Below are 25,479 nucleotides of genomic sequence, written 5' to 3' on the forward strand. Positions count from 1 at the left end.
CATAAATTTCGAGCGCTTTTAACGCCATTTTGGGATTGTTACTCCCATTGTTTGGGACGCTCGACGGACTAACCCCGTGCAGATCGTATCAAGACGGCAAGCTTGTTGTCATTCTTCGACAAGCCTTTGTAGACGACTTTTCGGAAGCCAGACTGGCATTTTAGTATTCTAAACGGGTGCTCGACTTTGGCTCTGATTCTGGCCTTTAAATACTCTGTTCGGATGGGGTTCTTATTTATACGAGGACGTTTCTTCCAAGCACGTATCTTACTGGGCATTTCAGCAATCAACCAATCCAGCTTCTTTCCTTTAGTTTCCTCTCGTTTTTCTACACCACGGTAACCTGAGTCGGCTGATACAAACGACTCGTCGCCATGTATGAGCTCATGGATTTTGTTTAGATCATGATCATTGGCGGGTGTAGTAGTAAAGCTATGCACTAAGCCGCGTTTTGCATCGACACCAATATGTGCTTTTAGTCCAAAGAACCATTGATTTCCCTTTTTGGTTTGATGTATTTCAGGATCACGCGCATTCGATTTATTTTTGGTTGAGCTTGCCGCTTCAATAATCGTCGCGTCAACGATGGTTCCTTCCTTGAAGTGGATTCCTGAGTCAGATAACCATTTATTCACTTCTTTAAAGAGCTTACGACCAAGCTTATGTATCTCAAGCAAATGACGGAAGTTCATGATGGTTGTGTGATCAGGAATGGCACCCTCTAACGACAAACCTGAAAATAAACGCATAGAGGTTATCTCATACAGAGCATCTTCCATCGCGGGATCACTCATGTTGTACCAGTTTTGCATAAAGTGAATGCGTAACGTAACATGGTCGCAAGCGGGTAAGGGCGTCGCCCGTTACCTGCTTTCGGGTAAAAGGGCTCTATTTGAGCTTCGAGTTTTTGCCATGGAATCAGCTCATTCATACGACCCAGAAAAAGCTCTTTGCGGGTTTTACGGCGTTTACTGGTGAATTCGGTATCTGCGAAGGAGAGTTGGTTCATGGTTGATTAGGATCTTGGTCGGCTTAAGTCGGTGATATTGTCTCATGTTGCCGACTTATTCGCAGGTTCCCTAGACATTCGACTAGGCAGTCCAATTGCTCAAAAAATCAGCCCTACTAATTACATGTTAGAGCGATCTAGCAGGATAGAGTCTGGAGTCACTGCCAAAACGTGTAACAACGAACTCGGTTATCTCAACGCTATTTTTAATGAGTTAGAACGGACACAAGTAATCACCTACAGTAACCCCTTGAAAGGTGTGCGTCCAATTAAAATCAGTGAAAAAGAACTTAGCTGGCTTACATCTGATCAGATCACAGAATTACTATCTACTTTAGACAAGATAGGTAATGAGCATGTATGCCTGATTACGAGGGTTTGCTTACCAACTGGAGCGAAGCGGAAGGACTCAAGCTACAACACATAAAAAATGGGCAAGTGGTTTTTACAGATACGAAAAGTAAGAAAAAACGCGCCATTCCAATAAATGAAGAATTATTCAAGCAACTTGAAACACATATGAAGACTCATGGCAGATTCTTTGACTGCATCAAATCATTTCGGAAATACCTCAAGACAACCAGCATTAAGTTACCCCAAGGTCAGTCATCACAAGTTCTTAGGCACACATTTGCAAGCCATTTCATGATGAATGGTGGAAACATCCTCACACTTCAAAAAATTCTTAGTCATTCTACAATTATAATGACAATGAGATATGCTCATTTAGCGCCTGAGCATTTACAAGATGCAGTAAGACTAAATCCAGTATCCAACATTACTTCTTAAACCCTCCATTTTTGGCGCTCAGCATCTGTAGCACGGCGCCAAATTGAATCATAACTATTACAAGAAATAATATTAGATTTGGATACATCAAGTAAGGCATATTGAATACCCCGATCTTGTAATCCACTAACTGCCATAGGATGCATATACCCAAAAACCATCCAAATACCGTGTTCTAAAAGAGCATGGTTAATCAAAGAAGTATCGTTAAGTTGGAGCTCTTGCCTAAAATGAGTTTGAACTTGTTCAAAAATATCATCGGCAGATTTAGCAGCATTTAAGCTATCAATATCTAAATCGGGATCAATCGATAACATTGCTTCCATAACTCGGAACCTCATATGCGGATTCAGTCTCCCATTTACATCTAATGTAAATGCAGGGTCGCCTAAGAGTTCTACTGTATAAATTTCAGTTCCATAACAACTCGCGACATTCAAGGACTCCGTTAGATAAACAGCATCTCGGTGAGCGGAGTCATGACAATTACTTGAAACTCTAAGTTGAGTGATATTTTTAACTCTACTACCATGAAATAAAAATTTTGGTAATTCTATCTCCATTTAAGACTCATTATAATGAAAATAATAAATGGTATATTGTAGGAAAAGGGAATAATAGATTTTTTAGAGCTGGGAAATATTATACTAATATCAGTAGCTTATAGAATATTAAATGGCCCGCCCTAGAGGATTCGAACCTCCGACCTCGCCCTCCGGAGGGGCGCGCTCTATCCAGCTGAGCTAAGGGCGGTCTTGGATAGGCCGCGAATTATAAGGTGTTGCGCGGTGTTACTCAAGTGTTCTTGGTGAATCTACTTCTGATTGGTTTTCGCTTACTCCGTCTCCCACTTAGCGTTCTTGCGTATCTGACTTTTCTAAAAATGAATGTTTTGTGATATTACGGCTTGTGGTGACGGATTTTAATCCATTTATGGTTCAATGTTCGTAAGATCGGTAGCAAGGTATGTTTTAGGACTAACTCTACTGGGCCTGCCTGATATCAAGAACCCGTACTGAAGGAAAGCGTCATGATTACTCTTCATCATTTGGAAAACAGTCGATCACAGCGAATTGCTTGGGCGTTAGAGAGTTTAGGGCTTGAGTATGAGATTAAGCGTTATAAACGTGATTCTTCGTCTGCCGCGCCAGAGTCTCTAAAGAAGGTGCATGCATTAGGTAAAGCCCCTGTGCTGGACGACGATGGCATTGTGATTGCCGAATCGGGTGCGATTCTGGAGTATCTCTGCGACCGTTATGATGATGAGAAGCGCTTGCGTCCAGTATCCGCCGAAGACATGCTTAGCTATCGTTATTGGATGCATTTTTCCGAAGGCTCTCTAATGCCTCTATTAGTCATGACCTTGATATTCAGTAAGGTGCCGAAACAACCCATGCCGTTTTTTGTTAGGCCGATAGCGAAGGGGCTCTGCGGTAAAATACAAGAGAATTTCGTTAACCCTCGTTTGCAGCCAATGATTGAGCTTGTTGAAGATACGTTGTCACAGCAAACTTGGCTTGCGGGAGAGAGGATGACGACAGCGGATATTCAGATGAGTTTTCCGGTTCAAGCGCTTGCTAGAGCGGTTGAGGTGGATAAATTTCCAAACATTCAGCGTTTTCTCAATCAGGTCGAAGACAACGAATTCTACATAAAGGCGAAAGAGCGCGTCGGTGCCTTTGGTCCATTGGCTTCTTAGTTTTCGTTAGGTGGCTTCTTCAGTCTCATTAGATAGTTTCTTTTGAGCGCTTAAAGAGTGCGAACACTTATCTTCTATGCAAAAAAAAGCAGTAAGCGGAATCCCGCCTACTGCTAAAGTCGCTTCTAAGTTTACGTATCAAACAATCGAGAATGAATCTCAATCGAGATAAATACTAAGACATCATAGACGATTAATCAATAATAAAAATCATTCTCATTGGTGTTTTTTACAATCCTCCATAAATCTTATCTGCAGAGGTCGATTGATATGCTCATATTAAGGAGGGTTCGATCAGATATGATGGGCAAAAAAAAGCAGTAAACGGAGGCCGTTTACTGCTAAAGTCGCTTCTAAGTTTACGTATCAAACAATCGAGAGTGAATCTCAATTGAGACTAATAATAGAGTAATGACTTTCATTAATCAATAATAAAAATCATTCTCATATGTGTTTCTTTCTACTTTTTTGTCGTCTAACGTTTTTTGAGGTGCTGTGCCTTTTAAAGCGCATAGGTTTTCAAAACATAGATCTTCTTAAGCGTAGCGTTTCTCAAAATACAGTGTTTTCAGTATTTGGCAGGTTGATACCTTCTTCTAGGAGTGTTGTTGCGGCATCAGCTTCCAATGGATAAGAAAAATAGTAGCCTTGTCCTAAGTCGCAGCCATATTTGATGAGTAGGTTCATCTGGTGTTCGGTTTCAATGCCTTCAGCAACAACGTGTAGGTTTAGCTTATGAGCCATGCTAACAATGGCTTCACAAAGATCTTGTGCCATCGCGCCACTCTCCATATCACGAATGAAAGATTGATCAATCTTAATAAAGTCGATATCAAATCGGTTAAGGTAGGCGAGTGATGAATACCCTGTACCAAAATCGTCTAACGCGACGTTGATGCCTTTGTCTCTTAGTGCAAGTAACTGATCAGACACATTGCTAGAGTGATGCATAAGCATGTTTTCGGTGATTTCGAATATGATGGCGTCGCCAGGGAGATCCAGTTGATCGAGCTGGTGGAACCAGCGTTCAAGGTTTTTACCTGATTCCATATATTGAAAGGGCGAGGTATTAATGCTCATGACTAGATTGGGTGAAAGTGTTTTACGCCACTTAGCCAATTGTAAGATTGATTCGCTGAAAACGAAGTCGCCTATAACGCCTATTAAACCTGATTCTTCCGCCAACGGAATAAACATGCTTGGCGGGATTGCACCTTTAGTTGGGTGGTTCCACCGGATCAAGGCTTCAAATTTGACGATTTCTTGTGCGTTTAAATCCAGAATTGGTTGGTACTTTAGGTACATTTCGCCACGGGGAATGGCGTGTCGCATGTCTGAGAGTATATGTTGGCGTTCTAACACCATTGCATGCAATTCTTGGGAAAAAATATGATATTGCCTGCGTCCTGAGTTTTTTGCTGCGTACATTGCCTCGTCCGCAAACTGTAAGAGAGTGGATTCATCTTGTGCGTCTTTTGGGCAGGCCGTGATACCAATGCTCGCTGAAATAGATACTTGTTCAACGCCAATTCGAAAGGGCGATTCGAAGGCTTTTAGAACGTTATTGGCAATGTCGCCAAGTGCGGCTTCATCCACGATGCCCGGAATCAGTATGGTAAATTCGTCGCCTCCAATGCGGGCCAGCTCACAATTTGAAGGCAGTGTTCGTTGCAAGCGCTCTCCAGCGTCTTTAAGAACATTGTCTCCCTCTCTGTGGCCGTGGATGTCGTTAACTTCTTTGAAGTGGTCTAAATCTAAGTAGAACAGACCAAAAGGCGTGTTGTTAGATTTCGCCATTTGGCATAGATGCTGTAATTTCTTTTGAAAAAAACGTCTATTGGCAAGGTTGGTTAATGGGTCTAAATTTGCTTGCTTGGTCGCTTCCGCTCTAGCAGCTAAACTTTCCCGAAGCGCATTGTCTAGCTTTCGGTTAGTCCGGATAACGAAGAGGGCAAACCCGCCTAATATCACAAGAATAGGCGTTGCAATCGCAAGTCCGATTAAAATGTGTAGATGGTTTGATGCCTCAGGTTTTTTATACAGGGCGTTTTCGATTTGGAAGTTATCGTCGAGTTTTTTCCTAGCTTGGTAGGCTTTGACAACTTTATGCCACCTTGAAGGGTTTAAGTACCCTAATTCAATCAGATCAGGTTGAATTAGGGTATACATGGCATTGGCTTCAAACTCTAAGAAGTCACGAGAGTAGGTGCTTTTATAGCGAGAAATAATCCAATTAATGACGGTTTCTGGATTGTCCATCGCGAACTGCCAGCCTTTTAAGCTTGCTGAACGGAAGGCTTGAACTCTTTTTGGGTTTTTCGCTATTTCATGTTCAGAGGTAAATAGGTTGTCGCCAAAAAAATCGATGCCAGCTGACCTCGGTACAAAGGTTCGAAAGGGGATATTCGCTTTACTTAAAAAATACGGCTCGTTTGTACTATAGGCACTCATAATGTCGACGTGATCGGTCGTTAGATCAATTGGGTCGAAAGTATGAGGGAGGAAATTAAGGTCTTCGAGATTGAGTCCTTCGTTCTCTAGAAAGAGCATGAGCTCGTCGGAGGACTCTTCGAGCATGATCTTTTTGGTATTCCAATCATGAAAGGTTAGAACATCGTTCTTGGCAATTAAAATGGCGGGAGAGTGTTGAAACACAACGGCAAGAATAACAAAGGGGTCGCCATTGTTACGCTGAACCAGAACGGAGCTGTTCCCCACTCCATATTGTGCTCGGCCAGACTTTACTTCTTCGTAAACATTGGTTGAGGTGTCGGCTGGCACTATTTCGACATTTAGACCGGCTTGGTCATAGTAGCCCAATTCCTGCGCGGCATAGTATCCGGCAAACTGAAAGGCGTGCTCCCATTTCAATTGAAGCCTAATTGTCTGGTCGTCTCCATATGCCTTTATGTTTAGCAGTCCTGTGAGAAATAACACGATCGTAAGTCGATATTTCAAGTTTACCTCACCTTTAGAGCATGAACATTAGTGAAATAGAGTATTCATTTTGACTATTTTTGCTTCGTCTTGGCTTCGCTCGTGACGTCGTGCAAAGGTCTCGGGGTATTTAAATTTAGACTACCAATGAAAAAAGACGGGTTTATGACAGCTTTTGGGATTTAGGTGTGTAAGAGAGAGGAGTGGTTAGGGGTTGTATATAAGTGCATCACCGCGCCTTTGCTAGAAGTACTTGTCTTTATTTGTCTATAGACTTTGTTTATAGGGAAGACAAAGGCGCGTTGTGTTGCTTGATCTAAAGCGGTTTAAGATGTCTTTACTAAGTCTCCGACGACAATAGAAACGTGTTCCGCCCCTTTTAGTATTTCATCAATGATTACTTCCGCTTCACTAATACGTTGAGCATTACTGCTTACCTTGTCTTTTACATCCTGCATACTTTCACGGGTATTGTTTACAAGGCTGGTGTTCTTATCCACCATGGCCGTTATTTCTTCCGTCGATGTGCTGGTGCGTGCTGCGAGTGTTCGGACTTCATCAGCAACGACAGCAAATCCTCGGCCTTGCTCACCAGCACGTGCGGCTTCAATGGCGGCGTTTAGGGCGAGTAGGTTTGTTTGGTCTGCAATGGCTCCGATTGTGGTTACAATCTTGGAGATTTCTTCCGATTGCTGATTTAGCTCTTCGATTAGCTCTGACGCTTTTTGAGTGCCTTGCGCAATGGATTCGGAGCTTAAAACGGTTTCTTTTAGAATATCGGCGCCACGTTCGGATACTTGAGCTGTTTCAACCGATGTACTGTGAGCAACCTCGGCCGCTTTTTGTATCTCAAGTTGTTTTTCGACTCGTTCGGTAATGTCTGAGGCAAATTTTACGACTTTGACAACCTTTCCATTGTCATCCGTAATAGGGTTGTACGTTCCTTCGATCCAAATAATGCTGCCATCTTGTGAGCGGCGTTTAAACAAACCACTTTTAAACTGACCGCTCCCGAGTTCTCGCCAGAAGTTCGGGTTTTCATCATAGAACTCATCAAAACAAAATATTCTATGGTGATTACCAATGAGCTGATCGACAGAATGGTAACCTAATGTTGCGACAAAGTTTGAGTTTGCCGTAAGAATTTCTCCATCAGGAGTAAACTGGACCACGGCGCTGGACTTATCCAGTGCGGTTAGAATCGCTTCTTGTGTCTGGCTGTTTTTGATGTTCTCTGTGACATCAGTAGCTATTTTGGCAACTTTCGTAACAACGCCGTCTTCGGTAATGGGAAAGTAAGATGCTTCTAGCCAAATCTCTTCTCCGTCTTTGCGCTTACGTAAGAAACAGCCTTCATGATGGCTGCCATTAGCGAGCTTTGTCCAAAATTGACTGTATTTAGGGGAGTTTGTTTCTTTCGCGTCGCAAAATATTCTGTGATGTTTGCCGACAATTTCATCCAGCTCATAACCGACCGCTTTCAAAAAAAGCGGGTTCGCGTCTAGTATCTTTCCATCAGGGGTAAAAAAGATTGTCGCACAATAGCGAAGCATTGCTTGGACAAGAGCAGTGTCAGATTGATTTGCCTTCTTATTCGTGTTTTCAGCTGCTTTATTACTGGATCTAAATGAAAACATGCTGCCCTTCCTATAATTTGTTTTGTTTAGTTGTTTTTGAATGATATCGATAAAAACTATGAAGGTATGTTGCAGATATGATTTTCAATGAAACATTGCGTAATTTTGTAGTTACGGTCGATTACAAATTTTCTTTAATTTTTTGAATTATCAACTTTTTACATATGTGAACTTTCGTGTAAAAGCATTGATGCCGATCATTTCTTTAAGGTTTTAATGTGAAGAAATGTGGTTATTTGGCTTTCTTGAACACTACCTTTTGCGCGGCTTGTAAGCGCTTGTCATGATCTTGTTTTCTTCTGCAATCAAAAGGAGTGTCGGCGGGGCGATTTAGTGAGGTTTCGTGATTTTGTACGTGTGGCAATGTTTGGCTATATAAAAATGTAATATCGTTCGGGTCAAAATGAAATTGGCAAAGTTGTGTGGTGCTCTAATATTCAGGATATGCAATTGGTTGGTTCGTTATGCAAATCTTCAATGCTTTGAGAACCGCTATCTCATTCAATAATAATTAGAGAGCAGCAGTATGATTATAGATTGTCATGGCCACTACACGACAACGCCCCCTGCGGTTGGTGAATATCGCGACAAACAAAAGACACAGGTCGCAAGTAATCCGAATTTTGTCGGCGAAAAAGGGTCGATACACATCACGGATGACGAAATTCGCGAGAGTATTATCAATAACCAGCTTAGGTTACAAAAGGAGCGCGGCACCGATCTTACTATTTTTTCCCCGCGTGCGAGTTGGATGGGACACCATGTTGGCAATGAACATACGAGTCAGTTCTGGACAGAACATCAAAATGATTTGATTCGTCGTGTGTGCGATTTGTTTCCTGAGAATTTCGTCCCCGTAGCGCAATTACCTCAGTCTCCGGGTGTCGACCCTGCGAAGTCTGTTCCAGAAATTATTCGAACCGTCGAAGAAATGGGTTTTATTGGCATCAACTTAAATCCAGACCCTAGCGGTGGTCATTGGAACGGTTCCTCCCTTGCTGATCGTTCTTTCTATCCTATTTACGAAAAAATGTGTGAATACGATATTCCTGCAATGGTTCATGTTTCAGCCGCTTGTAATGATTGCTTCCATACCACGGGCTCGCATTATTTGGGGGCGGACACGACCGGTTTTCAACAACTGATGATGTCTGATGTGTTTAAAGACTTTCCTGAACTAAAAGTCATTATTCCGCATGGCGGCGGCGCAGTACCTTATCACTGGGGGCGCTTTCGTGGATTAGCATTAGACAAAGGGTTTGATTTGGCTGAGCGCGTGCTCAATAACATCTATTTTGATACCTGTGTTTACCATCAACGTGGTATCGATTTATTGCTCGATATTATCCCAACAAAAAACATTTTATTTGCATCAGAAATGATTGGCGCGGTAAGGGGGATTGATCCTGAAACAGGGCATTATTTCGATGATACTAAGCGTTATATCGACAACAATACCGTGCTTACGGCTGAGCAAAAACAAGATATTTTTGAACACAATACGCGTCGTGTTTTCAGTCGATTGAAGTGAAGCAGCTGAGCTGCATGTCTTAATGAATCATGCAAACCATACTAATAAGAATGATCAGAGGTGAAAAATGCGAGATAACGTTGTTGTTCAAAATATAGAGCGAGCAGATCAGGCTGTTATCGATGGATTAGCGGAATGCGGTGTTGCAACGGTTCACGAAGCGCAAGGGCGTGTTGGTTTGCTGTCCTATTACATGCGCCCGATTCAGATGGATTGTTGTGTGGCGGGTTCTGCTGTCACTATTTCAGGCGCAGCGGGCGATAACTGGATGATGCACGTTGCGATTGAGCAATGTCAGAAAGGCGATATGATGGTGTTTGCTCCTACGTCGCCTTCTTATCATGGTTTCTTTGGTGATCTTCTGGCGACTTCAGCCCAATCTCGCGGCGTTGTAGGTTTGATTATCGATGGCGGCGTTCGCGATACTCGCGACTTAAGACAAATGAAATTTCCAGTTTGGTCGAAAGCCGTTTTCGCAGAAGGCACGATAAAAGAAACGCTGGGCTCTGTTAATGTCAGCATTGTCTGTGCAGAGCAAATGGTTCATCCGGGCGACGTTATCGTTGCTGATGACGACGGCGTGGTGGTTGTAAGACGTGAAAAAGCAGCAGAAGTACTGGCGCTAGCCCAAGCTCGAATGGCGAAAGAAGAAGAGAAGCGCCTTCGTATGGCGGAGGGTGAGCTTGGCTTAGATATTTATGAAATGCGTCCTCGATTGGAGGCAAAAGGCCTTAAATATGTCTAAGGTCGCAGCTTACCCTGATGGCATTCGTTGTATGTGGATGCGTGGTGGTACTTCCAAAGGCGCGTATTTTTTGGCGGATGACTTGCCCTCAACCGAAAAAGAAAGAGCAGGCATACTGCTACGCGTGATGGGCTCACCAGATAAACGTCAGATTGACGGCATGGGGGGGGCTGATCCGATTACCTCGAAAGTTGCTGTGGTTAAACAATCTCAGCGTGAAGATGCCGATGTCGATTATCTGTTTTTACAGGTCTTTGTTGATCAAGCGATTGTAACGGATGCCCAAAACTGCGGAAATATTTTAGCGGGAGTGGGGCCGTTCGCAATTGAACGTGGGCTGGTTGACGCGAGTGACGGCGAAAATAACGTACGTATTTTTATGGAAAATACGGGGCAGATTGCCATCGCTCAAGTGCAGGTTGAAAACGGTCGGGTTGTCTATGAAGGAGAGGCGTGCATTGATGGCGTGCCTGGTGCATCGGCTCCAGTTCCTATTACCTTCAAAGACACCGCGGGTTCGAGTTGTGGTGCCTTATTACCAACCGGAAACGTCGTTGATACGATCGATGATGTTCAGGTCACCCTGATCGACAATGGTATGCCTGTTGTTGTTATGACAGCCGAAGAGATGGGGATTAAAGGCACCGAGACGCGAGAAGAACTAGAAGCGAACGATGTGTTAAAAGGCAAGCTTGAGTCCATTCGATTAAAAGCGGGCCCGATGATGAATCTCGGTGACGTCAGTACGAAATCAGTACCTAAGATGACAATGGTCTCGTCGCCTATGAAGGGCGGTGCGATATCGACGCGGACTTTTATTCCTCATCGGTGTCATGCGTCAATTGGCGTGCTCGGGGCGGTTAGTGTCGCAACCGCGGCGGTATTGGAAAGTTCTCCTGCGAATCCTATCGCCAGCTTCACTGACGCAAATCGAATGTCGCTGGATGTTGAGCATCCGACAGGAAGAATGACCGTGGTGCTAGATCGAGATGAGTCTGGCGAGATTGTTTCAGCAGCTTTGTTGAGAACGGCGCGAAAGTTGTTTGATGGCTATGTGTTTGTGCACGCGAATGGTGTCGACTTCGATGCCTGAGCAGAGATGGGCTTAAGCCATAAATTTGAAAAGAATAAATAAAATGATAGGAAACTAAGATGGATAAAGATTACCTTCCATTTCACCCTAACCCTAGTAAGCCTAAATTCAAAGCGCCAGCTGGGGCCGTGGACGCGCATTGTCATGTTTTTGGACCGGCTGATAAATTTCCGTACCATCCAAAGCGTAAATATACGCCTTGTGATGCATCGAAAGAGCAACTGTTTGCCTTGCGAGATTATCTGGGTTTTTCTCGTAATGTGATCGTACAGGCTTCGTGTCATAGTACGGACAATGCAGCGTTATTGGATGCACTTGGCACGGCGGGCGACTTGGCGCGCGGTGTGGCTTTTGTCGATGATTCGATCACAGAAGCGGAGCTGAAAGAAATGCACGCGGCCGGTGTGCGTGGTGTGCGTTTTAATTTCGTAAAACGCTTAGTGGACAGTACGCCTAAAGAGGTGTTCTTTTCTATAGCTGAAAAAATTCGACCGTTTGGTTGGCATATTGTTGTCTACTTTGAGGCCTCGGATCTAGAAGAGTTAATTCCTTTCCTGAAAGAGCTTAATACAACGATCGTCGTTGACCATATGGGCACGCCAAGTGTTGCAAATGGCGTGGATCACCCAGACTTTAAGCGTTTTGTGGACTTCATGGCAGACAATGACAATGTCTGGTGTAAGGTCAGCTGCCCTGAACGTTTGACTCTGCAAGCTCCCGATTATAGTGATGTCGTCCCGTTCGCCAAAACGCTGGTGGAAGCGTTTCCTAATAGAGTGTTGTGGGGAACCGATTGGCCTCATCCAAACATGAAAACGCACGTGCCAGATGACGGCCACCTTGTCGATGTTATTCCTATGATTGCACCGACGGAAGCATTGCAGAAGGCGCTGCTTATCGATAACCCAATGGCGTTGTATTGGGGTGAGTGATTTGTGCTTGGCGTGCTGTAAGTTGAAAAGTCAGACTGAAAGTCCAAGTTAAAGAATAAGAAGAGATAAGAAAATGAGCTATATAGAAGATCAGCGTGAAGTAGAAGGGACCGTGCTATTTGATCACCGCATGGCAAAGAAAGGTTACGGCCTTAACAAAATGTGCTTCTCCTTTAACGATCAAGTCGGTCGTGATGAGTTCAGCAAAGATGAAGCAGGGTATTGCGATAAGTTTGGCTTGACGGAGATTCAAAAGAAAGCGGTCCTTGATAAAGACATTCTGACGCTTCTTAAAGAAGGTGGCAGTATTTATTATCTCGCTAAGTTTGCTGGGCTTCTAAAGTTGAATATGCAGGACATAGGTGCGCTTCAAACAGGCATGAGTGTAGAAGAATTTAAAGCAATGCTAGTTAAAAATGGACAGGGGAAATAATATGGCGAATCTTATCGGTGCAGTAACAACCTCTCATATCCCAGCCATTGCCAATGCGATGGCAAACAAATTGGAAGAGACGCCTTACTGGAAGCCCTTCTTCGATGGTTATCCGCCTGTTCGTAAATGGCTTAACGAGAATAAGCCTGATGTTATTGTGCTGTTTTACAATGATCATGGTTTAGAGTTCTTTATTGATAAAAAGCCCACGTTTTCTATTGGTGTGGCGGATCAATATCAAAATGCTGATGAAGGTTGGGGCATTGCGACGATTCCACCAGTAACAGGTGAGAGCGAATTGTCTTGGCATATTGCTAACTCACTTGTTCATGATGGTTTTGATATGACCATTTGTCAGGAAATGAAAGTGGATCATGGTTTAACGGTTCCACTCAGCCTAATGTGGCCAGGTAACGATTATGGTCACGTTAAAGTGATTCCGGTGTGTATTAATTGCGAGCAGCATCCCATGCCTCAGCCGTGGCGCTGTTTAGAGCTTGGTAAATCCATTGGTAAAGCCATTGAATCTTTTGATTCTGATATGACGGTCGCTCTATTTGGAACGGGTGGACTGTCGCATCAACTAGATGGCGAGAGAGCCGGTATTATCAATCGCGAGTTTGATTTGGAGTGCATGGATAAGTTAGTCACAGATCCAGAAGATCTTACTAAATATTCAAATTTGGACTTGATCGAAATAGGGGGCGCTCAAGCCGTTGAATTAAATATGTGGATTGCTATGCGCGGCGCTTTACGAGGTAAAGTAACGGAGCTGCATCGTAACTACCACGCTCCTATTTCCAATACGGGCTCTGGAGTGCTTCTGTTAGAGCATGAGATGCCTAGCTGAGTGTGAGCTAAAAAATTCGAACCCAAGTAGTCTTTTTTGTATGCCACTGTTTTTCGTCACAGTGGCATTCTTTTATGCACAAAAGGTACACGCATAAAGAGTAAAAGAAAGAATAAAAGGTCTAATGAAAAGTCGAATGAAAGAACGCCCTTAGCGGATTATAGATCGGGAGGGATTGCTAATTCGCTAAGGGCGTTAAAAAGTCGGTCACTTAATTATTACGTAAGGCCTAAATTCAGGTAATAAGTATTAAGCGACCATTCAAATTTTATACTGGCGTTCGTTCCCTACTTGTCAGACGAGTCTAATAGCTCACCTACCGTATTCATAACGTGATCCGCGCCTTGTAAAATTTCATTGATAATCGCGGATGCTTCGTCAATAGATTGAGCGCTTTCTTGCGAACGCTCGCTGATTAGCTCCATGCCATTTTTAGCGCTTAGCGTAAGTTGCCCATTCTTATTGACCATTTCTTCAATTTCTATTGTCGACTTACTGGTACGGCCTGCCAATTGACGAACTTCATCAGCAACGACCGCAAAGCCGCGACCATGCTCACCTGCACGTGCTGCCTCAATGGCTGCGTTTAAAGCAAGCAAGTTAGTTTGTTCAGCGATACCACTGATCGTTGTGACAATCTTAGAAATATCTTCTGATTGAGCATTCAGTTGGTCAATGTGTTCTGACGCTTCATTGACGTGATGTGTGATTTCTTTAGAAGATGTTACGGTACGTTCAAGTACCTCGGCGCCTTGTTTTGATACTTCGGACGTTTCAACAGAGGTGCTGTGCGCGATTTCTGCCGCATGTTGGACTGCGTGTTGACGATCAACTTGCGTGGTTATATCCGACGCAATTTTGACTACTTTAATGACATTGCCTTGGTCATCGTAAACAGGGTTGTATGAGGCTTCTAGCCATATTGTTCTACCTGAACGAGTAAAGCGCTTAAATTGCCCTGATTTGATTTGCCCTTGTGCCAGCTCTCGCCAAAAGTTCGGGTTTTTTTCATAGAACTCGTTATCACAAAAATTGCGATGATGTTTTCCAGCAACCTCACTAACACTGCCATATTCCATCGCTACGAGGAAGTTGTTGTTCGCTTCAAGTACAACACCTTCTGGCGTAAATTCGATCAAAGCATTGGATAAGTCGAGTGCAGTGTAAAAGGCTTCCAAACGCATTAGGCGTTCTTTTTCTTTGGTAATGTCAGAAGCGATCTTAACCACTTTCGTTACAACACCACCTTCTTTAACTGGGAAATACGTTGCCTCAAGCCAGACGTCTTCGCCAGCCTTATTTCGACGCAAGAAATTACCCGATTGAGGTGTTCCGTTCGCTAAATCCTGCCAAAAGCGTTTGTATTCGGGGCTTGCAGAAAGCGCTTCATGGCAAAACATCGAATGATGCCTTCCGACAATCTCTGATTCAGCATAACCTGCAACGCCCAAGAAGAGTGAATTTGCTTTAAGAATGTGGCCATCAGGCGTAAAAGTAATGGTCGCACACGCGGCCTCTACAGCGTCTTCGAATGCTGAGTTAAGTTGAATGTCCTTGACGTCGCTTTTTTCTATTCTGGATTTAGTGAAAAACATTTTTATCCCTCCCCGGTAAAATGCTGCTATTAATAAAAGCACATTTGGGCACAATTTAATTACATAAAAAGTGTGGGGATATTGTTTCTAACTGTATCTTTAGGTTACTAATTCTTAAGAAAATTAATTGATTTGTATCGCTTTGAGCGAAATGGGTAATCTCTCTCTTTTAAGGTAAGCGTTTATGATGTCGGCTTCACTGAGTAATGAATACCTTGCCGTTTCTAAAAAAAGTGCTAAATAGACAGGTAACGTGTGGGAATATGTTTCCAAAAGCGACGAAAGTTGCTTTATTTTTATTTAGTTTGAAATGCTATTTTAGAAAGCATGGCAAGTGTCTGATAGAGACATCACTTTTCTATCAGACACTTGGTTCTATAAAATAAATTTATGAGTCTTGTTCAAATTATATGAACTCTTCTGTATCTATTTCGTGTTGTTGTGCTTGATTATAGCGCGGGCCGCTAACAGTATTCTGGTTGATTAGCTCGTCCAGTAACGCGATTGTGCTCTGCTCAAGTTGATGCTCGTGCGATGCTAGGTTTTCTTCCATGTGGCTGACAAATCGAGTGCCTGGAATCGCAACAATGTTTTTGCTTTGATGTAAAACCCAAGACAGTGCGAGTTGAGCGGGTGTGCAGCCGATATTGCTGGCGATATCCGTAAAGCGACCTAATAGTGCTAAATTCTTGGGGTAATGTTGAGCATCAAATCGCGGCATATTGTTTCGAATATCGCCCTGAATCAAATCATCTTGAGATTTGATGGCACCGCTTAAAAAGCCACGAGCCAGTGGGCTAAATGCGACAAAGGTGACATTCAGGTCTTCACATGCTTTTAAGGTTGCGATTTCAGGGTTACGTGTCCAAAGGGAATATTCGGACTGTAGCGCTGTAATTGGGTGCTCGTTGTGTGCCTGACGCAACGTTTGTGCCGACACCTCACTGAGACCGATGGCACCAATTTTACCTTCTTTCACTAAGTCAGCGAGCGCGCCTGTGCTTTCTTCAATCGGAACATCTGGGTCTTTTCTGTGTAGATAATAGAGATCAATGTGATCGGTACCTAAGCGTTTCAAACTGGCTTCGCATTGCTTCTTTAGATGCTCAGGTCGCCCGTTGATGAGCTTTTTTCCGTCTTCCATCGACATGCCGCATTTGCTGGCTAGGAAAAATTCAGAGCGTCGGTGCATTAGCGCTTTGCCGACTAAAAGCTCGTTTTTTCCCGCACCATAAAGCGTTGCGGTGTCGAAATGTTGGTAGCCCATATCCAGCGCCGCATTGAGCGATTTTATCGCTTCCTCTTCGGCAACGGGTTTACCGTATGCATGCGAAAGGTTCATGCAACCGAGTCCAATTTTGGGAGACAGCATTTTTGGGAAGTTGTTTGCAGTCATAGTTAACCTTCTTAAAGTGATTATTAGACAGAGACCTTTATGTGCCTATTGTATTGGCTTCGCTCGCGACTTCGTGAAAAGGCCTCAGACTAAAGCAAAAAGCCGCATGATACGACTATCATACGGCTTTATTCTATTACTATATTAGGGCATTAGGCTTCGAAGCATTGCTCAAGTTTATACAGCGTTTCCATGGCATCAATGGCTTGAGTCACACAGGCGTTAGGCGTGCGTCCTTCTTCAATGGCCGATATAAATTCTCGGTCTTGTAGTTCGATACCGTTATTTGAAATCGCAACCTCTGACAGGTCAATTTTGTTTTCATTGCCGTCGTATAAATCGTCATATCGCGCAATGTAAGTGCCATTGTCACAAATGTAACGGAAGAAGGTACCAAATGGACCGTCGTTATTAAATGACAGCGACAATGTACAGATAGCACCATCAGGCACTTTCATACCGATGCTCATATCCATCGCGATTTTTAGTTCTTCATGAATAGGGCCTTGAAGCGCTTGAACTTTATTAGCGACACCACCTGTTTGGTATTGGAATAAGTCCACAGTATGACAAGCATGGTGCCACAGTAGGTGATCCGTCCAAGAGCGCGCTTGGCCCAAGGCGTTTTTATTTTCACGGCGGAAGAAGTAGGTCTGAACATCCATCTGCTGTATTTTTAACTCGCCAGCTTGGATTTTATTGTGAATCCATTGGTGAGATGGATTGAAACGGCGAGTGTGTCCAGCCATAGCGACAAGACCCGTTTTCTTTTGAGTGTCAACAAGACGACGAGCATCTTCAATGTTGTCCGCCATGGGAATTTCGACCATGACATGTTTGCCTGCTTCTAAACATTGAATGGCTTGAGATGCGTGCATTTGCGTTGGAGTCGCTAGGATAACCGCATCGACATCATCTCGGGCTAAACTTTCTGCAAGATCTGTCGTGTAGTGTGCGACACCACGCTCTTCTGCGAATGCTTTAATGCTTTCGATTCGTGTGCCTACCACAGAGACGACTTCTGAGCCTTCAATCGCGGCAACAGCGTCCATGTGCTTCTTACCAAATGCGCCTGAAGCACCCGCTATACATATTCTCATTGTTCTGCTCCAACTAGTAACCTAAAGGATTTATTGTTATCCATTCAATCTAACATCGGTACTAAAAAGCAGGTAATCGATAAATTGCTATCTATATTCAAATAATAGATAGCAATACGGGTTCTGCTTTATCTAAACACCTCGGCGACTTCTCTAAGCATGCTAAGGAAATGGGACTGTGTTGTTGTGGGAAGCCAGTTTTTACGCACACATAAACCGATAGGGCGGCGGGTGTGTTCAAGTTCAAACGGAAGAACTCGGAGTAAATTAATATTGATTTCTCGCTCGATTTGAGCCGCTGAAATTAAAGTTAAGCGATCGCTCTCAAGCAGCAGTTCCCGAATCAAAATCTGAGAACTGGATTCAATAATACGTTTCGGGCGTTCAATATCGGCTTCCGAAAAGAGGTTCTCAAAGGCTTGCCGTGTCGGTGTCCCTTCTCCAGGAACAACCCACGCATAGTCCGCCAAATCTATCGCCGAGACCTCGCCTTTTTCAAACAGTGGGTGACCGTGTCTTGCTACGATGGAAAGAGGAGGGTGCCATAATGCCTCTTGAATAACGTCGTCAGCGGGTAGAGGGTCGCGCAAAGCGCCTAAGATCATATCGATATCACCTTGGCGAAGGTGATGGAGTAAATCTTGATAAGGGCCTTCTATTACGCGTACGTTGACGTCATTGTGCGTTTCGTTAAATCGAAGAATGGATTTCGGTAGGATCGTCGTTCGAGCCAGTGGCATACTGCCGATATCGATCGTACTAACGTCACGGTATTGCAGAGCATGAATTTCCGAAACACCTTGCTTTAACTCATTAAAGGCAAGCTTAGTGGCTTTGGACAGCTCTTTAGCCGCTGCCGTAGCTCCGATGCCGAGACTGTTTTTCTCAAATAGAGTGATGTCTAACAATCGCTCAAGGTCGCGGGCCGCTCTATGAACAGACGATTGAGAAATGCCTAAGTTACGGCTGGCGATACTGAAGTTTTGAGCCTCACAGACGGCGACCAATGCTTTTAATTGAGTGGTACTGATCTGAGCGAGAATGTTTTTATGAACCGCATCACGCCCTTGAGCTTCTTGTAAAATATGCTGGGTCGCGAGTTGTAGGTGCTCAATGGCACGGGTAACACGGTTTTGCCAGATGCTACCTGATTTGGTTGGGTACATTCCGTCTGAGTGTCGTTCAAACAAGTTTGCACCTAATTGTTTTTCTAGTTTTGCAATTGCTTGTGTGATCGCCGGTTGAGAGAGGAAAATGCTATCGGAGGCTTTCGTAATACTTTTTTGCTCTATTACAGAAAGAAACACTCGTAGATGGCGCAAATTCGGAATTGGCATAGACGCTGACATAGTTTGGTTCTCTCACATTTGCTCTGTCTTTCAAAATTGATGTAACCGAGCAAGTTATTATTTTAATTTTAGAACAAGTTATAAAGAGCGACAGTTTTTCACGAAAAGTGAATTGACCTGCAAAAAAACGCTTTAGATGCTAAACACTATAACAAATGAGAATTACTTGTTAAGTGAAAACTGATTGTTTTAGTTGAAAACTTGATGTGAGTGTGAACAGGACTGATTTATCGGCTTTGAATCAAAACTCGACAGAGTTTCATAATTTTAATGTTAAACTTCGAGCCAAATAAGTCGTATAGACTGATTTGAGACCGTTTAGGCGCAATTACCAGCGTATTATTGATGAAAAATAGCTAACTAGGCAAAAGGCTTATGGACGTTGTTCTAACGATTACTGCACCTATCTTTTTCTTAATCTTTTTAGGGTTTGTGGCCGTCAGAGTCAATCTCGTGTCGAAAGAAGCACTCGCGGGTATGAGTCGCCTTGTCTTATATTTTGCTTTGCCTGCGTTAGTCTTTACGAAACTGTCGACCACCGATTTGGCAAGCATGGTGGATGTTCAATACATCACCGCTTACGCAATCGGCGGGCTTTGTTCGTTCTTCATCACGGTGCTGATGAGTCGAGTGATACTCAAGAGTTCATACAACGATGCAGGCGTTCAGGCTATCGGAGCGACCATGGCAAACAGTGCTTTCGTGGGCTTCCCAATTCTGATTCAATTTTTCGATCATGTTCCGACTCAAGCGTTTGCGATGGCCTTGATGGTCGAAAACATTATCTTGCTCCCTGTTGCCTTAACTTTTATCGAATCGACTCGCGGCGGCACGGACAGTCAAGGCTTGAAAACCTTAGGGACAATTGCAAAACGAGTCATGTCTAATCCTATTATCTGTGCAGTCTTTCTCGGCGTCTTATTTTCTGCGTTTGGTTTATCTTTACCCTCTGTGTTGGATATAAGTTTAGAAATGTTAGCCAAGGCATCTGCGCCCGTTGCTTTGTTTGTGATTGGTGGCTCTTTGGTGGGCATCAGTCTTAAAGGCAGTATTAATGACATCTCGCTGGTGGTTTGTAGTAAGCTGCTCGTATACCCATTGATTGTATTTGGTGTCCTTCAGATGATGCCAGATTTGTCAGAGGAACTTAAAATATCGGCCTTGTTGTTCGCTGCAATGCCGATGTTTAGTACCTACCCAATTATATGCAGCAAATACGGGAAGCGCAGTTTTTGTGCGAGCACCTTGCTCGTGACCACATTGGCTTCTTTCTTTACCTTGAGTATATTGCTGCGAATTTTGTCCTAAACGGAGGAAGCGTTTTGAAGATTATGGTGTTAAATGGCCCAAATTTAAATTTACTAGGGCAACGTGAGCCAGAACAGTATGGATCAGAGAGCTTGCAAGATGTCGAGGCAATGTGTCGAACGTTTGCAGAAAAAGAAGGCTACAGTATTGATTTTCGACAGTCGAATCATGAAGGAGTATTGATTGATGCCATTCATGAAGCGGGTGTTCAAATAAAAGCAGGCGAAATGCTGGGCGTTGTCTTTAATCCGGGCGCATATACGCATACTTCGATTGCGTTGCACGATGCTATTAAAGGCGCTGAAGTGCCTGTTATAGAAGTTCATATTTCCAACGTTCATGCTCGCGAAGCGTTTCGCCACAACTCTTATATCTCGCCGTGCGCTGAAGGCATTGTTGTCGGAATGGGTACATTTGGCTACCTATTAGGCATGCAAGGGCTTATCCATAAAAAAGGATAAGCCGGTTCGCTGTTTGATGTTGTATGACACGGTATCGAAGCAGCGATAGAAATGCCTGTGCTTGTCTCCCCGTTCAAACTGTGCCCGTCTACCCGTTCAAGTGGCCGTTTAGTAGGAAGCGGTCACGCGTTTTACCGCCTCAATAAACTGTCCCAGCGCCGCGATATTTTCAGGTCCAGAGCGAGTCGTAAGACCGACGGCGCTGAGTGTTTCCTTTGTGTCGATTGGCAGCTCGCAAAGCTCTTTCGACTCAATTTCACGTGCGACAACGCCCCTTGAAATAGCCCAAATCGCGTCATTGTTGCGAATAAATTCTTTGCCAAATGAGTCTGATACCGTGTCAATGCGATCTTTAATGTTAGTGATGTCCTGCGACAATAAAAAAGCATCGACCGTTGGCGCTGTAATGGATTCTTGTGGTGGGTATAAAATAGGGTAGTCGCAGATATCCGCTAATTGAAAATCTGGTTTGTTGACAAGAGGGTGCGACGGTCTGACGGCAAAGACGATTTGTTCTGAGTACAGGTGCTCAAAGTGCAGGCCTGCCATCGCTTCCGGTACGCCTAATCGGCCAACCACCAAATCCAGTTCTCCCACACGAAGCTGACTCATTAGCAATGCGTTAGGGCCGGAGCTTAAGTGCAAACGTGTGGTCGTGTCAGACTCTCTAAAATGCTTAACCGCAGAAGGTAATACACTGGTGGCGACGGTTGGTAATACACCAATACTGAGTTTGTGAGCACGTTGCTGTAATGCTTCAGCCACTTTCTCTGTTCCTTCTCTAAGAGCCGCCAAACTGGTGCTAGCGTGCTCTAAAAAAAGGTGGCCAAATTTAGTGAGCTCGATGCCTTTTTTGTTTCTTTCTAACAAGCGAGCATCAAGAATTTCTTCAAGCTCTTTTAATGTTTTAGAAACAGCGGGTTGAGTAAGCGAAAGGACGTCAGCGGCGCGAATGACACTGCCTTGTTGAACGATTTCTAGAAAACACTGCAAGTGTCGATATTTAATTCGGTTTTCTGACATTACTTTCTCTTACTTCTAGTTTGATAAAAACGCTCTATTATGACGAATGTTTTCGTAAAATCTAATGCTCATCGCATGAGATTACCATACAAACTGAGTAAGCTTGACTGAATAACGTATAGAAAACTGTACACGCTGACCAAAATGTCGTTATTGAACAGACTATAACAAGATTCAACGTGCTCTTACGTTATTGAAAGCGCACGAACGACTCCCGTGTTAGGTTGTTAGGCTGACCATCATTTGTAACGAGCACATTGTCTTCAATACGAATGCCACCATAAGGTCGAAGCGATTCGATCTTTTTGAGGTTTAAGCCGTGGTTTACCTGAGTTGCGAGTGTTTTTTCGATCAACATCGGAATGAAATACAACCCCGGCTCGATGGTTACTACCATGCCTGTCTCCAGCCCTCGCGTCATTCTTAGGAATGGCATATCCGCAGAAGGCGTGAGAATAGTACCGTTTCTATCGACCTGTTTGCCCCCAAGGTCGTGAACTTGAAGCCCTAATAAGTGACCCAGCCCATGTGGGAAGAACGTCTGAACGATCGAGCGTTCTACTTGCTCTTCTATACTGAGGGAGCAGATGTCATGTTCCTTCAAAATAGCAGCGATGCCCGTTAACGTTTGCTGGTGTAGCTCAATATAAGACTGATTATTGACGACCTTTCCACACAAGGATAATTGCAATTTTTCTAATGAAGCAATCAGTGCGCTAAAGTCGTTTTCTTGCGCTGCATACGTTCTGGTTATGTCGCTGGCATAACCGTTTTTAGATGCGCCCGCATCAATCAAAAAAGAACGGGAAGAACTCGGTGCCACCGTGTTTTTATGCTCGTAATGGAGAATGGCTGAGTGCTCGTTTAAACCAATGATACTTGGGTAAGGCTCCTCAAACGCAGACTGGGTGCTCGCCTTGAGGTAGGCTAAATGAATTTCTAGTTCACTTGCACCTTCTCGAAATGCACGTTCGGCTTCTAAATGCCCAGCAACGGCCGCGTGGTTGGCTGCACGAATGCATTCCACTTCATAAGGCGTCTTGATAGCCTTATCAAAATCAATAAAAGCGCTGACTTTATTGATTTTGCTATTATTGACTTCACTATTATCGAAAGAGCTTGCATTCGTAATATGCTCAGGACCAAGAGCGGCAAAGTTGCCTTTTATAGTGCTTTTCCAAGCTTCCGTGTCTTTGACCTCAGTAATCGTCCAGTTCTTTTGCCAATCGCCCTTTGGAATAGAGTTGGGGGCATGCCAGAAATCGTTCTTGATTGGCCAAACCAGCTCTGGCTTTGAAGATGCACGAATAACGACAAAGGTGTCTTCACCGACAGGGAACGGAAGCCACTGTTGAATACCAGAAAAAGGATGAAAAGCAGGGCTTAAATCATCGTTAAAATAGTAAGACTTTCTACCTGCAGAAAGAACAATGGCGTCCAGTTTAAAGTGATCCAGCGCCGCCTCGTAACGAGACAGAAGAGTGTTGAGGTGACTTTGGTAGAGTGACGTATCCATGCTCGTATTCCGCTTAGCAGTTTTAATAAATTGAAGGTCTAATAAATACCATTTCCCTAGGGAAGGTTCGACATTTATTCGTGACTTTCTTCAACAAAATTGCGTTTAAAGAAGGCGAGGTTTTGCTTTTGTGTCCCATTGCCAGAAAAATTAGATTGGTCTAGCCAAGCTTCAAAAGCATTTTTTTGCTTTGGCCATTCTGAATCTAAGATCGAAAACCACGCCGAATCTCTGTTTAGCCCTTTACTAATGAGCGCCTGCCTAAAGGTGCCTTCGTAAGTAAAGCCAAGTCGTTCAGCAGATTGTTTAGAAGGGGCATTCAGCGCGTTGCATTTCCACTCATAACGGCGATAGCCTAGTTCTTCAAATACGTAGTTCATCATCAGATACATCGCTTCTGTTGCAGCGGGCGTTTTTTGCAAGCGATTGGCATAATGAATATGGCCAACCTCAATGACACCGTGTTCAGGTGTGATACGCAAAAAACTAACTAATCCACCGGCAACCGTTTGATTGTGTTGCGTTTTTTGCATCACAGTATAAAAAAGAGGATCCGACAGGTTGCTAACGGACTCAAGCCAGCGACTAAAACTGGCTGCGTCCTTAAACGGCCCATACGGGAGGTAGGTCCAATTACGACCTTCGGCGTCTTCGCTAAAAGCCTGAAAAAGCGCATCTGCGTGTTTAATCGGATCTAGAGGAACCAAATCACAATACACGCCAGAAAGCGTGATCGCCTCTGGCACCAATGCAGCTTGCCAACCACTGACTTCAAATCCTACCGATTGACCTAAATGGTTTTTCTTGTTTTCTTTCGTTGGCATCTTCCGCTCCGACCCAATAAAAATCAATAGACTAATGTAGATCGACAGAATCGAAGCGTAAAGGGCCAGATGTAGAGCTGAATAGCGGGCCAGTTACGACACTCGATATTAGCCAACTATTTAGTTAGCTATTCAGCTATCTACTAAGCAATCTAGTCAGTAACTTACGTAAAATTAATGACAAGTTTGCCTTTGGTTGTGCCTGATTCGATTTGTTGATGCGTCTCACGGAGATTTTCGACCGTTAGGCCAGATAGCGTTCGTGTCAGGGTAGAAGAGACTTTGCCCTGATCGACTAGCTCGCTCACACGCTGTAGTAGCTTTCCTTGTCTTGCCATTGTTTTCGTCTGATGCACAGAGCGGGTAAACATCATTTCCCAATGAATCGAAACGGATTTACTTTTTAGCGGAAAGATATTCAGGTTCTGAGCGTCATCGATTAAGGCAAACTTCCCTTCGGGGCGAATCACAGAAGCCACTTTTTCAATGTATTGGTCTGTGTGTGTTAGGCAGATGACGTGAGTTACATCGTCGATACCTAGACTTTTTAATTGAACGTCAAACTCTTCATGATGGTTAATGACAAAGTCTGCGCCCATTTCTTTCACCCAAGCTTGTGATTCTGGGCGCGATGCGGTTGCAATAACAGGCACGCCAGTTAATTGTTTTGTCAGCTGCAGTAGAATCGATCCGACTCCACCAGCTGCGCCTATCACAAGTAACGCTGGCGACTCTATCGGGTCCGCATGATGTATCTGTAGGCGTTCAAACAGCAGTTCCCATGCTGTAATGGCAGTAAGAGGTATCGCGGCCGCTTCGGCGTCGCTCAGTGATTCAGGCGCTTTAGAAACAATGCGTTCGTCTATCAATTGGAACTCTGCATTGCTTCCCGGTTTAGTAATATTGCCTGCATACCACACGCGGTCGCCGACCTGAAATTGAGAGACACTTTCCCCTGTCGCTTTTACAATACCGACCGCATCCCAGCCCAATACGCGGGGTTGATCATCCTCGAACGTGGCATTTTTTCGGACTTTCGTATCCACAGGGTTTACCGAGATGGCTTTCACCTCAACCAGTAAGTCATGGTCAGTGGCCGTTGGAATCGCTAGGTCTAACTCAACCAGCGCTTCTTGATCGGTGATAGGCAATGCTTTGTATAGGCCAATTGCTTTCATAATGGTTCTCCGTATTCAGTTTATCGATGACATTGAGGAGATTGTGATTTATCTTTGAATCATTAAAAATATTC

The 25,479-nt window shown here is 43.9% G+C and carries 22 protein-coding genes, 1 tRNA gene and 1 pseudogene; 11 read left to right on the forward strand and 13 right to left on the reverse strand.

Translation table 11 applies throughout. The features are described 5' to 3' along the window. Positions 1 to 68 precede the first annotated feature (68 nt). Positions 69 to 1,009 (reverse strand): annotated as a pseudogene (locus tag MARME_RS04180) (IS5 family transposase). 31 nt (positions 1,010 to 1,040) lie between these two features. Between MARME_RS04180 and MARME_RS22940 the strand changes: the two are divergent. Continuing rightward, complete coding sequence (locus tag MARME_RS22940) at positions 1,041 to 1,436, forward strand: phage integrase (protein WP_418936619.1); 396 nt, start codon at positions 1,041 to 1,043, stop codon at positions 1,434 to 1,436. Further along, positions 1,370 to 1,798: a tyrosine-type recombinase/integrase gene (locus MARME_RS22390; RefSeq protein WP_049787747.1), complete on the forward strand. Its 429-nt coding sequence runs from the start codon at positions 1,370 to 1,372 to the stop codon at positions 1,796 to 1,798. The genes MARME_RS22940 and MARME_RS22390 overlap by 67 nt, the downstream gene beginning before the upstream one ends. Here the strand turns inward: MARME_RS22390 and MARME_RS04190 are convergent. Then, on the reverse strand, positions 1,795 to 2,361 hold the full coding sequence (locus MARME_RS04190) for a hypothetical protein (RefSeq protein ID WP_013660010.1): 567 nt from the start codon (positions 2,359 to 2,361) through the stop codon (positions 1,795 to 1,797). The two genes, MARME_RS22390 and MARME_RS04190, sit on opposite strands and share 4 nt — an antisense overlap. Positions 2,362 to 2,474: 113 nt before the next feature. Further along, positions 2,475 to 2,551, reverse strand: a tRNA-Arg gene (locus MARME_RS04195). 277 nt (positions 2,552 to 2,828) lie between these two features. Here MARME_RS04195 and MARME_RS04200 point away from each other — a divergent pair. After that, on the forward strand, positions 2,829 to 3,497 hold the full coding sequence (locus tag MARME_RS04200) for a glutathione S-transferase family protein (RefSeq protein WP_013660011.1): 669 nt from the start codon (positions 2,829 to 2,831) through the stop codon (positions 3,495 to 3,497). A gap of 552 nt (positions 3,498 to 4,049) precedes the next feature. On the opposite strand, the gene MARME_RS21305 is transcribed toward MARME_RS04200, so the two are convergent. Together MARME_RS21305 and MARME_RS22770 are read right to left on the reverse strand one after the other, a co-directional pair. Then, positions 4,050 to 6,455: an EAL domain-containing protein gene (locus tag MARME_RS21305; protein ID WP_013660012.1), complete on the reverse strand. Its 2,406-nt coding sequence runs from the start codon at positions 6,453 to 6,455 to the stop codon at positions 4,050 to 4,052. A gap of 305 nt (positions 6,456 to 6,760) precedes the next feature. Then, positions 6,761 to 8,071 carry a methyl-accepting chemotaxis protein gene (locus MARME_RS22770; protein ID WP_013660013.1) on the reverse strand — a complete coding sequence of 437 codons (1,311 nt, stop codon included), beginning with the start codon at positions 8,069 to 8,071 and terminating at the stop codon, positions 6,761 to 6,763. 526 nt (positions 8,072 to 8,597) lie between these two features. Here MARME_RS22770 and MARME_RS04215 point away from each other — a divergent pair. From MARME_RS04215 to MARME_RS04240, 6 genes are all read left to right on the forward strand, one after another. Further along, on the forward strand, positions 8,598 to 9,602 hold the full coding sequence (locus tag MARME_RS04215) for an amidohydrolase family protein (protein ID WP_013660014.1): 1,005 nt from the start codon (positions 8,598 to 8,600) through the stop codon (positions 9,600 to 9,602). Between the two features lie 67 nt (positions 9,603 to 9,669). Next, positions 9,670 to 10,347 (forward strand): 4-carboxy-4-hydroxy-2-oxoadipate aldolase/oxaloacetate decarboxylase, encoded by a 678-nt coding sequence (locus MARME_RS04220; protein WP_013660015.1) that lies wholly within the window; start codon positions 9,670 to 9,672, stop codon positions 10,345 to 10,347. Then, positions 10,340 to 11,440: a 4-oxalomesaconate tautomerase gene (locus MARME_RS04225; RefSeq protein WP_013660016.1), complete on the forward strand. Its 1,101-nt coding sequence runs from the start codon at positions 10,340 to 10,342 to the stop codon at positions 11,438 to 11,440. The genes MARME_RS04220 and MARME_RS04225 overlap by 8 nt, the downstream gene beginning before the upstream one ends. A 59-nt stretch (positions 11,441 to 11,499) precedes the next feature. Further along, on the forward strand, positions 11,500 to 12,372 hold the full coding sequence (locus MARME_RS04230) for an amidohydrolase family protein (protein WP_013660017.1): 873 nt from the start codon (positions 11,500 to 11,502) through the stop codon (positions 12,370 to 12,372). Positions 12,373 to 12,445: 73 nt separating this feature from the next. Then, positions 12,446 to 12,805 carry a protocatechuate 4,5-dioxygenase subunit alpha gene (locus MARME_RS04235; RefSeq protein ID WP_013660018.1) on the forward strand — a complete coding sequence of 120 codons (360 nt, stop codon included), beginning with the start codon at positions 12,446 to 12,448 and terminating at the stop codon, positions 12,803 to 12,805. 1 nt (position 12,806) lies between these two features. Next, on the forward strand, positions 12,807 to 13,655 hold the full coding sequence (locus MARME_RS04240) for a class III extradiol dioxygenase family protein (protein WP_013660019.1): 849 nt from the start codon (positions 12,807 to 12,809) through the stop codon (positions 13,653 to 13,655). A 287-nt stretch (positions 13,656 to 13,942) separates the two neighbouring features. Here MARME_RS04240 and MARME_RS22775 read toward each other — a convergent pair whose 3' ends face one another. The 4 genes from MARME_RS22775 to MARME_RS04260 form a co-directional block, all read right to left on the reverse strand. Beyond that, complete coding sequence (locus MARME_RS22775) at positions 13,943 to 15,250, reverse strand: methyl-accepting chemotaxis protein (protein WP_013660020.1); 1,308 nt, start codon at positions 15,248 to 15,250, stop codon at positions 13,943 to 13,945. A gap of 406 nt (positions 15,251 to 15,656) precedes the next feature. Beyond that, entirely contained in the window at positions 15,657 to 16,646 is a 990-nt protein-coding gene (locus MARME_RS04250; protein ID WP_013660021.1) for an aldo/keto reductase, read from the reverse strand. Between the two features lie 152 nt (positions 16,647 to 16,798). Then, positions 16,799 to 17,746 (reverse strand): Gfo/Idh/MocA family oxidoreductase, encoded by a 948-nt coding sequence (locus tag MARME_RS04255; RefSeq protein WP_013660022.1) that lies wholly within the window; start codon positions 17,744 to 17,746, stop codon positions 16,799 to 16,801. A 128-nt stretch (positions 17,747 to 17,874) separates the two neighbouring features. Further along, positions 17,875 to 19,095 (reverse strand): LysR family transcriptional regulator, encoded by a 1,221-nt coding sequence (locus MARME_RS04260; protein ID WP_013660023.1) that lies wholly within the window; start codon positions 19,093 to 19,095, stop codon positions 17,875 to 17,877. A 375-nt stretch (positions 19,096 to 19,470) separates the two neighbouring features. Between MARME_RS04260 and MARME_RS04265 the strand changes: the two genes are divergently transcribed. Further along, the gene (locus MARME_RS04265; protein WP_013660024.1) at positions 19,471 to 20,403 is read left to right on the forward strand and encodes an AEC family transporter; all 933 of its coding nucleotides are present in this window, start codon (positions 19,471 to 19,473) and stop codon (positions 20,401 to 20,403) included. Between the two features lie 23 nt (positions 20,404 to 20,426). Beyond that, positions 20,427 to 20,864, forward strand: a complete 438-nt coding sequence (gene aroQ / locus MARME_RS04270; protein WP_013660025.1) for a type II 3-dehydroquinate dehydratase — start codon at positions 20,427 to 20,429, stop codon at positions 20,862 to 20,864. 108 nt (positions 20,865 to 20,972) lie between these two features. On the opposite strand, the gene pcaQ is transcribed toward aroQ, so the two are convergent. The 4 genes from pcaQ to MARME_RS04290 all read right to left on the reverse strand — a co-directional run bounded on the left by pcaQ (position 20,973) and on the right by MARME_RS04290 (position 25,405). Next, on the reverse strand, positions 20,973 to 21,887 hold the full coding sequence (pcaQ, locus tag MARME_RS04275; protein WP_013660026.1) for a pca operon transcription factor PcaQ: 915 nt from the start codon (positions 21,885 to 21,887) through the stop codon (positions 20,973 to 20,975). 190 nt (positions 21,888 to 22,077) lie between these two features. After that, positions 22,078 to 23,403: a Xaa-Pro dipeptidase gene (pepQ, locus tag MARME_RS04280; protein ID WP_013660027.1), complete on the reverse strand. Its 1,326-nt coding sequence runs from the start codon at positions 23,401 to 23,403 to the stop codon at positions 22,078 to 22,080. Between the two features lie 74 nt (positions 23,404 to 23,477). Next, positions 23,478 to 24,227 (reverse strand): GNAT family N-acetyltransferase, encoded by a 750-nt coding sequence (locus MARME_RS04285; protein WP_013660028.1) that lies wholly within the window; start codon positions 24,225 to 24,227, stop codon positions 23,478 to 23,480. Positions 24,228 to 24,391: 164 nt separating this feature from the next. Then, positions 24,392 to 25,405 carry a zinc-binding alcohol dehydrogenase family protein gene (locus tag MARME_RS04290; protein ID WP_013660029.1) on the reverse strand — a complete coding sequence of 338 codons (1,014 nt, stop codon included), beginning with the start codon at positions 25,403 to 25,405 and terminating at the stop codon, positions 24,392 to 24,394. Positions 25,406 to 25,479: the final 74 nt, after the last annotated feature.

Source organism: Marinomonas mediterranea MMB-1 (assembly GCF_000192865.1).
GTDB lineage: Bacteria > Pseudomonadota > Gammaproteobacteria > Pseudomonadales > Marinomonadaceae > Marinomonas > Marinomonas mediterranea.

What these genes read in the sequence shown, in the direction of transcription:
- MARME_RS22390 (WP_049787747.1), top strand. Translation starts at nt 1,370, where the DNA reads ATGCCTGATTACGAGGGTTTGCTTACCAACTGGAGCGAAGCGGAAGGA.
- MARME_RS04190 (WP_013660010.1), bottom strand. Translation starts at nt 2,361, where the DNA reads ATGGAGATAGAATTACCAAAATTTTTATTTCATGGTAGTAGAGTTAAA.
- MARME_RS04200 (WP_013660011.1), top strand. Translation starts at nt 2,829, where the DNA reads ATGATTACTCTTCATCATTTGGAAAACAGTCGATCACAGCGAATTGCT.
- MARME_RS22770 (WP_013660013.1), bottom strand. Translation starts at nt 8,071, where the DNA reads ATGTTTTCATTTAGATCCAGTAATAAAGCAGCTGAAAACACGAATAAG.
- MARME_RS04215 (WP_013660014.1), top strand. Translation starts at nt 8,598, where the DNA reads ATGATTATAGATTGTCATGGCCACTACACGACAACGCCCCCTGCGGTT.
- MARME_RS04220 (WP_013660015.1), top strand. Translation starts at nt 9,670, where the DNA reads ATGCGAGATAACGTTGTTGTTCAAAATATAGAGCGAGCAGATCAGGCT.
- MARME_RS04225 (WP_013660016.1), top strand. Translation starts at nt 10,340, where the DNA reads ATGTCTAAGGTCGCAGCTTACCCTGATGGCATTCGTTGTATGTGGATG.
- MARME_RS04230 (WP_013660017.1), top strand. Translation starts at nt 11,500, where the DNA reads ATGGATAAAGATTACCTTCCATTTCACCCTAACCCTAGTAAGCCTAAA.
- MARME_RS04235 (WP_013660018.1), top strand. Translation starts at nt 12,446, where the DNA reads ATGAGCTATATAGAAGATCAGCGTGAAGTAGAAGGGACCGTGCTATTT.
- MARME_RS04240 (WP_013660019.1), top strand. Translation starts at nt 12,807, where the DNA reads ATGGCGAATCTTATCGGTGCAGTAACAACCTCTCATATCCCAGCCATT.
- MARME_RS22775 (WP_013660020.1), bottom strand. Translation starts at nt 15,250, where the DNA reads ATGTTTTTCACTAAATCCAGAATAGAAAAAAGCGACGTCAAGGACATT.
- MARME_RS04250 (WP_013660021.1), bottom strand. Translation starts at nt 16,646, where the DNA reads ATGACTGCAAACAACTTCCCAAAAATGCTGTCTCCCAAAATTGGACTC.
- MARME_RS04255 (WP_013660022.1), bottom strand. Translation starts at nt 17,746, where the DNA reads ATGAGAATATGTATAGCGGGTGCTTCAGGCGCATTTGGTAAGAAGCAC.
- MARME_RS04260 (WP_013660023.1), bottom strand. Translation starts at nt 19,095, where the DNA reads ATGTCAGCGTCTATGCCAATTCCGAATTTGCGCCATCTACGAGTGTTT.
- MARME_RS04265 (WP_013660024.1), top strand. Translation starts at nt 19,471, where the DNA reads ATGGACGTTGTTCTAACGATTACTGCACCTATCTTTTTCTTAATCTTT.
- aroQ (WP_013660025.1), top strand. Translation starts at nt 20,427, where the DNA reads ATGGTGTTAAATGGCCCAAATTTAAATTTACTAGGGCAACGTGAGCCA.
- pcaQ (WP_013660026.1), bottom strand. Translation starts at nt 21,887, where the DNA reads ATGTCAGAAAACCGAATTAAATATCGACACTTGCAGTGTTTTCTAGAA.
- pepQ (WP_013660027.1), bottom strand. Translation starts at nt 23,403, where the DNA reads ATGGATACGTCACTCTACCAAAGTCACCTCAACACTCTTCTGTCTCGT.
- MARME_RS04285 (WP_013660028.1), bottom strand. Translation starts at nt 24,227, where the DNA reads ATGCCAACGAAAGAAAACAAGAAAAACCATTTAGGTCAATCGGTAGGA.
- MARME_RS04290 (WP_013660029.1), bottom strand. Translation starts at nt 25,405, where the DNA reads ATGAAAGCAATTGGCCTATACAAAGCATTGCCTATCACCGATCAAGAA.